General features: G+C 38.7%; 10 protein-coding genes. 4 read left to right on the top strand and 6 right to left on the bottom strand.

Translation table 11 applies throughout. The features are described from left to right. Positions 1–324 precede the first annotated feature (324 nt). Together J1G40_RS04550 and J1G40_RS04545 are read right to left on the bottom strand one after the other, a co-directional pair. Positions 325–2,304 (bottom strand): PorP/SprF family type IX secretion system membrane protein, encoded by a 1,980-nt coding sequence (locus tag J1G40_RS04550; protein WP_265241367.1) that lies wholly within the window; start codon positions 2,302–2,304, stop codon positions 325–327. 138 nt (positions 2,305–2,442) lie between these two features. Further along, entirely contained in the window at positions 2,443–3,711 is a 1,269-nt protein-coding gene (locus J1G40_RS04545; RefSeq protein ID WP_265241366.1) for a TolB family protein, read from the bottom strand. Positions 3,712–3,999: 288 nt separating this feature from the next. Here J1G40_RS04545 and J1G40_RS04540 point away from each other — a divergent pair, with 288 nt between their 5' ends. The 4 genes from J1G40_RS04540 to J1G40_RS04525 are packed head-to-tail and all read left to right on the top strand — an operon-like array spanning position 4,000 to position 6,962. Next, positions 4,000–4,440: a thioredoxin family protein gene (locus J1G40_RS04540; protein WP_265241365.1), complete on the top strand. Its 441-nt coding sequence runs from the start codon at positions 4,000–4,002 to the stop codon at positions 4,438–4,440. Between the two features lie 39 nt (positions 4,441–4,479). After that, positions 4,480–5,427, top strand: a complete 948-nt coding sequence (locus J1G40_RS04535) for an FAD:protein FMN transferase (RefSeq protein WP_265241638.1) — start codon at positions 4,480–4,482, stop codon at positions 5,425–5,427. Beyond that, positions 5,424–5,636 carry a DUF4266 domain-containing protein gene (locus J1G40_RS04530; RefSeq protein ID WP_265241363.1) on the top strand — a complete coding sequence of 71 codons (213 nt, stop codon included), beginning with the start codon at positions 5,424–5,426 and terminating at the stop codon, positions 5,634–5,636. The genes J1G40_RS04535 and J1G40_RS04530 overlap by 4 nt, the downstream gene beginning before the upstream one ends. Continuing rightward, the gene (locus J1G40_RS04525; RefSeq protein WP_414855659.1) at positions 5,637–6,962 is read left to right on the top strand and encodes a DUF3570 domain-containing protein; all 1,326 of its coding nucleotides are present in this window, start codon (positions 5,637–5,639) and stop codon (positions 6,960–6,962) included. A gap of 141 nt (positions 6,963–7,103) precedes the next feature. Here the strand turns inward: J1G40_RS04525 and J1G40_RS04520 are convergent, their stop codons facing one another. The 4 genes from J1G40_RS04520 to J1G40_RS04505 all read right to left on the bottom strand — a co-directional run bounded on the left by J1G40_RS04520 (position 7,104) and on the right by J1G40_RS04505 (position 11,491). Further along, positions 7,104–7,652: a carboxymuconolactone decarboxylase family protein gene (locus J1G40_RS04520; RefSeq protein WP_265241360.1), complete on the bottom strand. Its 549-nt coding sequence runs from the start codon at positions 7,650–7,652 to the stop codon at positions 7,104–7,106. Positions 7,653–7,920: 268 nt separating this feature from the next. Continuing rightward, positions 7,921–8,766 carry a helix-turn-helix domain-containing protein gene (locus J1G40_RS04515; RefSeq protein WP_265241359.1) on the bottom strand — a complete coding sequence of 282 codons (846 nt, stop codon included), beginning with the start codon at positions 8,764–8,766 and terminating at the stop codon, positions 7,921–7,923. Between the two features lie 123 nt (positions 8,767–8,889). Next, complete coding sequence (locus tag J1G40_RS04510; RefSeq protein ID WP_265241358.1) at positions 8,890–10,608, bottom strand: serine hydrolase; 1,719 nt, start codon at positions 10,606–10,608, stop codon at positions 8,890–8,892. A 214-nt stretch (positions 10,609–10,822) separates the two neighbouring features. After that, positions 10,823–11,491, bottom strand: coding sequence for a hypothetical protein (locus J1G40_RS04505; protein WP_265241356.1), 669 nt, complete (start codon positions 11,489–11,491; stop codon positions 10,823–10,825). Positions 11,492–11,634: the final 143 nt, after the last annotated feature.

Below are 11,634 nucleotides of genomic sequence, written 5' to 3'. Positions count from 1 at the left end.
GGTACGTTTCCATTGAGTAGGGGATTTGGGTTGTTAGAAAATGTGGTTGTATATTTTTCTATAGTAAATATACCTAATTATGCTGCTCTGGCATAAAATTAGTAGGTATTTTCGTTCAAATGCGCATAGTTTTAACGTTTAGAAAAATAGCACAGGACATACCTACTGGTCGGTCTGTGAAATCCGTTTCTTACTTTGCCTTTGTAACCCTGATAATGGAGATAGGGGAGTGAAGAAGATTTTAAAAAGTAGACTTTGCTGCTGCCTTCCTTCTAAGGAAGGCAGCATACAAAGCCGGTCATTGACTAATACAACATTGGCATCTTATAAATCGTCAAATTGAATTTCGGCAGTGGCTACAGGATCTGAAACCTGCATTATCCATTTTTCATCACTGTACTTCCCAGATAAATGGTTAACCACGGCGCTTCTTGCATCCTCTTTCATTTTAAAATCGGCCAGATATACATAATACAACCCATTTTCACGATTATAAAATTGCTTGGCATTAAGACCTTGTTTCGTTAAGTCGTTTACAAAAGCCTTCAAATACCTTTTGTTCTTATAAACATTGGCAATTAAATAATAACCAGGCTCAACCCCGGCAATATCTGACCGATTTAGTACTTTAATTGGAAGCTTCGCATAATCCTTGTGTTTGCCAACTTCCTGATCTTTACTCGCTATATTATCGAGCTTATCATTTGTTTTTACATTTTGGGCTGTTTTACTTTTATCATTATTTATAACATATTTTTTCGTTGCTGTTTTTGAATTCGCCTTTTTCTCCGCCTGTCGAACATTTCTGTCTACTTTGGCATAATTCCTATGTACCTGACCATTAAAGACCACGGTTTCAGAAGGTACATCATTGGAGGCAAGCAATGTTTTTGGAGTACGATTATCTTGCAGATTATCCTTGATGGTCCTTTCGATATCTTTTCGTAAAAACCGGACAATGGTTTCAAACCTTTTCTCAAATTCCTTATTACGGGCATTTTCAACCGAGTCTTGTCTCATAATCAATTCATCAAGAATTAGACTATTCTGATAGGCCAACTCATTATCCGAATTTATTTGTTCTGAATTTTTCTGGTTTTTGCGATTTGCTTTTCTAGAATTCTTCGTTTTACCATTAGACTTTTGCAATGCAGGGGCATTTTCATTATCGGTAGCAAGACTTGCAACATGGGCTGCATAATCTTCTGCTATATCATCTATTAATGTATTGGTACTGCTGTTAGATGCCAGTTGTTTTTTATTCTGGGCCTTCAATTGAAGTATCTGCTCTTCGTAGTTACGAATAATCTGGTCTATTTTGGCGTCAGTTGAGATATCTGCAAAAGCCAATGGGGCATCATCATTCTTAAAGGTATAGGCTAAAGACAGTTCATGGTTCCAGCCAAAGTCGGCATCTTTATCAAGAATGTCTTTCTCCATCAAATATCCGAGCGACATTTTCTTATTCAGGTTAAAACCTAAACCAACAGACATTCCATATTCGTTATCAAAGGTAGACTGCAACCAGCCGTACTTTGGCAGGTCTAACAGAACAGCTCCTATATAAGACAGGCTGTTGTCCTGGTTTCTGCCCACCTGTACTAACGGCATCAATCTAGCATCGGCAAAAAGCCCATATTTTGAGATAAAACTGTGAGTGTATTGCAGCGAGGCCCTAATACTCTTGTCGTTTAAATTTGCAGAAAAATTGTTGGTAGTTTGGTTGTACTTCAGTAAATCTTCTGCATAAAGACCAAAATCAAATCGCCCGACTGACAAGGTCACTCCTGGTTGTATGGCCACTTTACTTTCTTTTTGAGCTCTTGATAGCGTAGGGTCTTCACTGGTTGCGATTACCCTGTTTTGGTCTAACCCCTCATTAAAATAAGTGACGTTGGTTCCAAAAGTAAGTTTGCTTTTATCTCCTAGTTTGATAGAATGAGCATAATTGGCATTAAATCCAAATTCCTGAATTACACCAGACCACTGGCTGTAGACACCAATACCCAAAGCTGTATTCTCGTTAAGTTTATTGCTGAATCCAAGAAAATAGTTCTGACTGTTATCTTCGAAGGTAGCATACTGATTCCTGTGAAGTATATTCAGATAGGATTTGTTTTCTCTTACCAGAGAGAATGTCGGATTTATCAAAAATCGGTTAAAAAATAACTGATTGTGGTAGGTGTTTTTAGAACCGTTGGTATTGGTTGGGGTTTCCTGAGCGAAGGCAGCAGGAATACTGATTACCACGTACAGAACGGTAAAAAGACAGATCTTATTTAAGATAGTTGTATTGCAGCTCATCTTACTGAAAATTTGGGTTGTTGTATTTTAATCTCTTCCGATTGTATTGATAATCGGTATCGTCGTCATTGCATCATAGGGTATTGTAGGGACACTGAATTTTTTGAGTAATTCAATGCGTTTGCTTCCCTGCTAACCCTATTCGTCGTCGAAAAAGGCGTTGGAATAGTCTATTTTTGAACTGGTATTCAGGGCTTCCAGTAGATTGTATTCCATTTTCGCTTTAGAGGTGTTTTCTTGCTCTGAGGCATATGAGAATACCACGCGTTGAACGTTTCCTTCGGCTTCTCCCCGGTTAGACATTACATAACCCTTTCCTTTTTCTTCAGAGAGAAAAATTGAAAAGTCGTCCTTTTCACTGTTGATTGGGCTACCTAAGTTGACAGACCATTGCACTTTTCTTTGCCCAACCTGGGCCATATAAAGATCCATGCCGCCATAACCCTTTCTTCCGTCAGAGGCAAAAAACAGGGTGGTACCATCTACCATATTTGGATAAAGGTCGTTTTTCTTACTGTTTACCTTATCGCCTAGATTTTTAGCAACTCCCAATGATCCGTCCTCGCGAATAGCAGCAACATAGATGTCAAATTTACCGTAGGTTCCAGGCATATCCGAAGCAAAAAACAATCGCTTACCGTCGCCCGAAATCGCAGGATGGATAGAAGAATAGTTCTTGGGGCTTAAATGTACTTGTTTTACATTTTTCCACTGTCCATTAATTTTATCTGCTTTGTAAATTTTATGTACTAATTGCTTTTTAGAGAATAGTCCATAAGTAGGTTTTACATATTCTGCCCTTGTAAAGTAAGCTACTCTGCCATCTGCAGAAATGGCCATAGGAGCTTCAAACGAAGTATCTTCACCAGAATGCTCTGCTGTTTGTGAAACCGGTATAGGCTTTGAGGTCATCTGGGCATCAAAGAACTGGTCTACTTTGTCATGAAGTTCAAGAGAACTGGCAGAACTGGCTATATAGTCCTGAGATTCCTGATCTCCTTCATTGGGATTAATAAGGTATTCTTCCTGTATTACAGCTACCCAGTCTCTTTGATCCATTTTAGAGGAAACATGCCAGTGATTTAATTTAGCTTTGGCAAATTCATATCGCTCCTGATAGCCTTTATTTAGTCCTTTACCTTTTTGGAGTTCCTCCAATTTGGCGTACCAGAAAACTGCAGTTTCAAACTTTTTGCTCATAAAGTAGACGTTACCCAAATCTTCATAGATTTCCTGATCTGTATAACCCAGACTTTTTAATTGCAAATAGTCTTTCTTTCTTTTTTCCGTTTCTTTTACACTTGCAAATGAAGTATCGGACATTTCAAATTGTTGTGCGGATAATGTATAACAGAAAAGAGTTAAGATACATATAAAGGCCGCTTTGTAGGTAGTAGCTTTCTTCATGAGATAAGATTTTGAGTTCTTAGAAAGTTCAAAGTTGGGTTTTTATCTTTGAGTTGTTGTTAGTAAAATTTCATAGGTTTTTGGTTGAAGGTGTTAAAATCGACGACCAACTACCAGGTTTTCACTACAGATAAATAAACTGTGCCTACCACAAATATTGGGGTTAACAGATTTTTTGGATGTCCAAATAATAAATCTATGTTAATAGGTAATTTTAGTGTTTTTAGATCGTTTTATTTAAAGTAAGTATCGAATTATTGATGCTTATCGAGAAAATTATAATGAGATATGAAGTATCTTACCACCACTTTTCTGCTATTTTTTTTGATGTCATCTTTGGCATTTTCTCAAGATTGGCAGACAGATTTCGAGCAGGCCAAAACGCTTGCAACCCAGGAAAACAAAAATATCATTCTGGTTTTTCAGGGCTCTGATTGGTGTGCTCCCTGTATAAAACTGGATAGGGAGATCTGGAGCACCGAGGAGTTTAAGAATTATGCGGCCAAACACTTTGTCATGCTTCAGGCCGATTTTCCAAAAAAGAAGAAAAATGCCTTACCTGTTGAATTGCAGAACGCAAATGCCCTTCTGGCAGAGGCATACAATAAGAATGGGATATTTCCTTTAGTAGTGATTATGGACAACAGAGGGAAAGTTTTAGGGCAAACCAGTTATAAGAAAATGTCGCCTTCTGATTATATAAAACTTTTAGCATCTTTTAAAGCTTAGGTATTGAAAAGTATCACAATAGTATTTACACTTATTTTCATGTACTATCCGGTATCGGGCCAGCAAACCTATAAGCGCAGCCTGGAATTGATGGGTAATGGCTTTGAGATTACGGTTGTCGCCAACGACCAGAACATGGCGGATGAATATATAGACCTTGCAATAGAGGAGATGACAAGAATAGAGCGGCTTATTTCTTCCTGGGATCCCAATTCACAAACATCATATATTAACAACAATGCAGGGATTAGGGCGGTTAGAGTAGATGCGGAACTTCTGGAGCTTATAGACCGGGCGATTAAAATTTCAATTCTTACCGATGGTGCTTTCGATATCAGCTACGCTTCTATGGATAGAATATGGAAGTATGATGGAAGCATGTCTTCCATGCCTTCTGAAGAAGAAATAAGACAGTCTGTGGCGAAAGTGGGCTATGAAAATATAAAATTGAATAAAGAAGAAAGCACCGTTTTTTTAAGGAATAAAGGAATGAAAATAGGTTTTGGCGCTATTGGTAAGGGGTATGCTGCCGACCGGGCGAAGGCTGTCCTATTGGAGCATGGGGTAAGCTCTGGGATCATTAATGCATCCGGGGATATGAGTGCCTGGGGCAGGCAGGTCAATGGTCAGCAGTGGAAAGTAGCCATTACTAATCCTCTGGATAAAGAAAAGGCTTTTGCAATGTTACCTATTAACAACGGAGCTGTCGTGACTTCAGGGAACTATGAAAAGTATGTAAAATTTAATGGGATACGTTATAGTCATATTATTGACCCAAGAACAGGGGTTCCTGCAAGGGGAATAATCAGCGCTACGGTATTTGCACCCAAGGCCGAGATTGCTGACGCATTGGCAACAGCCATATTTGTTATGGGTACTGAAGTGGGAATAAACAGAATTAATCAGTTGCCCAATATAGAATGTGTGATTATCGATGAGCAGGGTAAGTTGCATACATCGTCCAATATTCAAATAAGTAAAATATGATTAGGAAAATGCTACTTGTTGGTTTGGCTCTTGGCTTTATTACTTCCTGTGCGGTTGTAAAGGAATATGAAAAGGTAAACCTCAATGATCCGGACATGCTGCTAACAGATAGGAAGTCAGATCGTAATATTACCATATTTCACTCTTACAGGGAAGCCGCTGTTGGGGCCAATGGAGGTAAAACAGGGGGCGGCTGCGGCTGTAATTAAATGATACTTTTGAAAAAGATAATTGCCTTAGTTATTTTCGTCTTTGCATTTTCGCTTCAAGCATTAGATGCACAAAGTAGTACACCCCAGTATCAAAAAAGAATACTCGAGGCCACTGAAGTGGATTTCTTGTCAAGTTATTACTCTCAGGATGGTGACAATGCCGCCGTTAGTGGGGGCATTGGTACAGAGGAATTAACAGATATTACCGGGACGGTTATATTATCTATTCCCTTAAACGACAATGATGTCCTGACAATAGATGCAGGAGTCTCTGCTTATACTTCTGCCTCATCAAGTAATGTTAACCCTTTTGACAGCAGTACCCTTTCCGATCCGTTTGTAGCTACATCAGGAGCATCAGGGGCCGACACCTGGGCTAACCTGACCGGGAGCTATAGCCACAGCTCTGAAGATAGGAATACCATCTGGAGCGCACGCTTATCCGTAGCAACCGAATATGATTATTTCTCGGCTGGTTTGGGTGGTAGTTATACCCGGCTATTTAATGAAAAGAATACGGAGCTCAGTATCTCTGCTAACGTTTATATAGATAATTGGAATACGATATATCCTTTTGAATTAAGACCTTTCGGAATAAGTGGGGATGGTATAAATGATACTTTTTTTACATTCAACACCATAAGTGGCAATGCCAACTACGCTCCCGCATTTACAGCATTTGAATCTACCGGTCGTAATTCTTATTCGGTCGGTCTGGGATTTTCTCAGATTCTGTCAAAAAATGCACAGGCATCTGTTATGGTGGATCTGGTTCAACAAAGTGGTCTATTATCTACTCCTTTTCAAAGGGTATATTTTAGTGATGTGGCCGACTCATTCATCGAGAATTTTCAATTGGCAGATGATATAGAGCGCCTGCCAGACGCCCGTTTTAAAGTTGCCTTGGGAGGAAGGTTAAATTACTATATTAATGAAACCTTTGTGTTGCGGACCTATTACAGGTATTATATAGACGATTGGGGAATAAATTCCCATACGGCAAGTCTCGAGATACCGATTAAGATTACAGATAAATTTACTTTATACCCATCGTACAGGTATTACCGCCAAACAGCGGCCGATTATTTCGCGGGCTACGAAGGGCATTTGTCTACCGATAACTATTATACCTCAGACTATGACCTCTCGGACTATTCTGCTAATCAGTTTGGGTTTGGTGCAAGCTATACGGATATCTTTACCAAGTTGCACATCTGGAAATTTGGTCTAAAAAGCATTGATTTGAAATTCATTCAATACGATCGCAGCAATACTTTGAGTTCTTATATGATCACTACCGGTTTTAAATTTGTTTTTGATTAGTTGGTTTAAAACCAAAAAAGGCCCCCGAAGGAGCCTTTCAGCAACAAAAAATCAACAATCTACTTCATTATCAAATCTTTATTTGTTGCTTTTGGAATATAGAGGACAGAAATAACTACCAGTCCTTACCTAAACTTTAGCCTATGCAACAGCAGTTTCCAGAGGTTGTGCTATTGGAAAATCTATCTCTATTTCGGTAGTATTATTGATATAATTGGAAATTGTTTTGTCACCTACCAATACAATGGTGTCTATCAAATTCTCTTTCGTCCATCCGGCATTAAAGAAATTTTCTAAAACTTCCGTATCAGATGCACCTCTGTTTTCTGTCAGGTTTTTAGCTAGTCTTGCCAGGGCATCGAGCCTGTTATCAAATGAGGCCCCTCCGGCTCTTAATTCTAGTATTTGATCTGCTGTGAAACCATTCATACCCGCAATTGCTGTGTGGGCAGATAAACAGTAATTACAGCCGTTTACCTCACTTACTGCCAGGTTTACAACTTCCTTTTCTTTTGCCTTTAAGGAGGTCTTGGCATTAGATAGGGTCAGATAGTTTTCTAATGCATGCTCACTGTGTGCATAAGTGGCGAACAGGTTGGGTACAAAACCAACTGCTTTTTCCAATTGATCAAAAATCGCCTGATTTTTAGTGCTTACTTCATTTTTTGTCGGAACATTAATTGTGCTCATAATTTTATTTATTAATAGTTAAACTTAATTCTTGTTTTGAGGAAGCATAGCGCTCATCTCATTTACAATGCAAAGATGGTTCACGAATGGGGGCAAGAACATATACGTTATTCCCTATTGATTGTCAATTGTTCCCTTCCTAATGACAATTGAAGTAGCAACGCGGATTTATTGTGGAATTTTAGGGCAGCATGGCAGCGTATTCCCTAATCGGTAACATGGATATAGAAAAGTGTCTGGTATAATTGAAAGGCTGCTAAGTTGGAGATCAGACTGTGCTTAGCTTCTTCTTTTTGAATTCTATCGGGCTGCAGCCAATGTGTTTTTTAAAAAATCTGGAGAAATGTCCTGGCTCCTTATAACCCAGTTCGTATGTAATCTCCTCGGCGGTTTTGTCAGAATATAAAAGCAACCGCTTGGCCTCGAGCAATATACGCTCATTAATAGCAGTTAGAGGCGTCTTATTGCTGTATTTATTGAACAGGTTAGAAATGGTCTTTGGAGATTTAAACAATAGTTCCGCATAATCTGCCACTGTGTGTTTTTCTCTGAAATGCTGTTCTACCAGGATATTGAATTTTCTGATAATATCAAATTGTGAGTTGTGTATATCTGTATCGGGTAGCTCCTTTTTAACCAACCTGCTCGATTTTATAAGTAATCTCTTAAGAAGGGACCGCAACATTTCACCCTGGATATGATCACTGGTCTCGAATTCTTCTTTAAAGAAGCGAAACAGCAATTCGAAACTTGAGGCTTCTTCCTTGTTAAGATGTATTGTGGTGGGGTGGGAGGAGCCAAAGAAAAGGAACCCATTACAGGATACCTCCTCGTCATGATCCCTTATACAGTAGAATTCTCTGTTAAATAGCAGCGCTATTAAGCCATCATCATTACCTGGTATTTCTATCACATTCAAAGGGGTACAGAATACCAGCTGATCTTTCTCTAATGCCATTCTATACCCGTCAATAATAATAGTGGTAGCCTGCTTGCTACTCCAGATGACCTGGAAGTATTGCTGTTCTTTTAACAACTCCCGCGAAGGAGTACAATTAAACTCGGCCAAAGTAATTAGCCCATCTTCCTGTAAGCTTTTATAATCTAATCTCATCCCTGACTTAGTCGGTTAAAACCCGGAAACAAAACAATTAGCTGTCCATTTAATACGATATGCCTTTTGTGTCGTAATTATCATTACAATCCTAGCAGATCAATATTCAGATTGGATGATGGTTTATTCAATTTTTGAACCCACCATTGTGCGTCCTCCCTGCAGCAGAGTGAGGCTTTCGACTTTATCATCCTCGTTCCGATTAAAAGTAAGTTGGGCTTCTACCACTTTATAATAAAATACAGATGATGATTTAGGAAATACGGGAAATTGGGGCTGTCCTGTAGCCTGGACATTTAGCTGCTTTTCATTTCTTGTCACGGTTAGTATAAAACCAGGTGCCAATTCATATTTGCCGACATAGTTTTCAAGGATGCCTTCGTCAACAACTATTTCAGTTACAAGTTTGTTGGTGTCAACGCCTAACTCTTTTAGTTTATCCAGGCCATTTAAATTACCTGGATTAATGGCTACCGATTTTTCGTAATTTTCTATTGCCTTTTCTTTGTTTCCCTTTTCCATAAAAGCCTCTCCGTAACTATCATAAACATTTGAGGAATTCGGATAATTCTCAATATTTAATTTAAATACGGCAAGGGCATTTTCTAATTCTTTCCTGGCGAGAAAATAATAGCCAAGATCGTTTAGTTCATTCTCAGAGAAGTCATATATATCTATTGGACTTTTCTTTAACTCACTATAGGTATCAAGAGCGGCAGTAAGTCCATCACGCTCTATTACCTGCAGCATTTTAGCACCAATAGAGGATTTAATTTTATTCAATGGAGATTTTGAATACAAAAGGTGCCTTCCTAAATCGTCTGCTCCTGTAGTTGAATTACACAAAACCACAACACCTTTGCTTCCATCTTTAGTAAAACCGGCAAAAGTCCGGTACCCTCCAGTACCTCCGTTATGCCATATAATTTCTTCTTCGTCAAAAACCTGGGTGTGCCATCCAAGGCCCACAATGGGCTCTGCCCCTTCAGCTCTTGAATTTTTATGAGACAATTGCATGGCAGGGTATAATTTAGTCTTTACCATCCCCATGTTGGCCGCCAGATACTTAATCATATCTACTGCACTAGATCTTATCGCTCCTGCCCCTGCCAGGGTAGTCAAATCCCAATTCTCTACTTCAATTCTCCCCCGATGCCCTGTGGCGAGGTGCTTGCTCATTTCCGGAGTAAGTAGAATTCCCGTGTTTTCCATTTTTAGAGGATTGGCAATTACGCTCAACATTAATTCCTCATATGTAGTATTGTTTTTAGCAGCCAGGAGATGGCCCAGAAGACCAGCGGCATAATTAGAATATTCGTACTTACTTCCAATATCTCTGGAAAGTTCATACGAGTTTAAAAAATCGTATAGTTGTTTTTCGGAATAATCTATATAAGGGTTAGCCGGGTTGGCCGGATTAAAATTATCGGGCATCCTGGGTAGAGAAGAGGTATGATTAGCCATGTGCACCAATTTGATGCTTACACCATTTCTTGTGGGAGCTTTTACTCCATCGGGTAATAAGATTTGCAATGGATCCTCTAGATTCAATTTGCCTTTAACCACCATATCTGCTAACAATATCCCGGTAAATGTTTTGGAAATAGAACCAATCTCAAAAATGGAATACTCATTTACTGGTTCATCAGTTTTTAAAGATTTAACGCCAAAACTATGATAACGCGTCCCTTCCTGGTCAATTATTCCAATTACTATACCCGGATTCTTGCCATTGTCTATTCGCAACTTAATATTCTCAATTACTTCATCAGACAATTTGGTTTGAGCCTGACAACAGAACAGAGCACCAACAAGAAGAAAAAAGAATAGATTTTTTAGCATATCGAAGTCAATTTTTAGGAGGTATTAGAAATTTGCTATGATAGATGAAGACGCAACTCGTTACCGGCACAAAAATATCAGCAGTTACTCACGCATTCATTTATCGACTGCATAAGTTCATCAATTTTTATGAATTATAGAGGATTATAATTAAAAATCCAATGACAGTGCATTTTATGGCGAAGGATATTCAATTATATGGGAAGGCTATTAATTAGAATTCCATTTTTTTTTGCTCTTCTAAGTCTACAGCATGATAGAAGGCAGCAAAAGTGGCTTTCACCCAGAGGATAGCGATGAAAGCGCCAACGATAAAACACAATAAACCTCCAAGGAAGAGCGGTATGGCCAGTAAGGCGATACCAAAGATTTGCCAACCATGATCCCTGGTCATTTCCCAGCTTTTTTCGATAGCAGCTATTGGTTCCAGATTTTTGTCCATTACCAGGTAGGAAACAAATGCCAGCCTGCAAGCAAAGATAATCCCCGGGATGATAAAGAAGACCAATCCAATTCCAATAATGGCGAAGGTTAATAAACTGGCCAGGACTATATTCATATAGTTCTTTTTAAAACCCTCGAAAAGCAAATACATGTCCATAGGTTCATTTCGGATACCTTTGAGATTTAATAAATCACCACCGTAGTTAATTACTGGAAATACTAGCAAAAGATAAGCTCCCGAGAGAAGTTTTAAGAAGATGTTAGATAACGTATTGTCAATTTCCGATTCACGAGCAATGGATGCCGGACTTTCGAGAAGACCAACAATTAATGCCACCAAAAAGAAATAGAGAAAATATTTCCACAACTGTTGCCAGGCGTAGCCATAACTGCCAGTTACTGTGGTTTTCGGACTGCGTTCAGAGTTTATTACTTCCATGGTGTTTTGAATATTGTTTAGGATAAAAATACATGCTTCATTCAAAAATCGCTTCCAACTTTAGTAGTGATTTTAAAAACACTACTAAGGTATTTATGGGTATTGAACACATTTATATACTTTTAACCTATAAATAAACAATT

The organism is Muriicola sp. Z0-33, assembly GCF_026126425.1.
GTDB lineage: Bacteria > Bacteroidota > Bacteroidia > Flavobacteriales > Flavobacteriaceae > JAFMPW01.
Note: the sequence above shows the minus strand (reverse complement) of the source record. Positions and strands in the feature narration are given on the sequence as shown.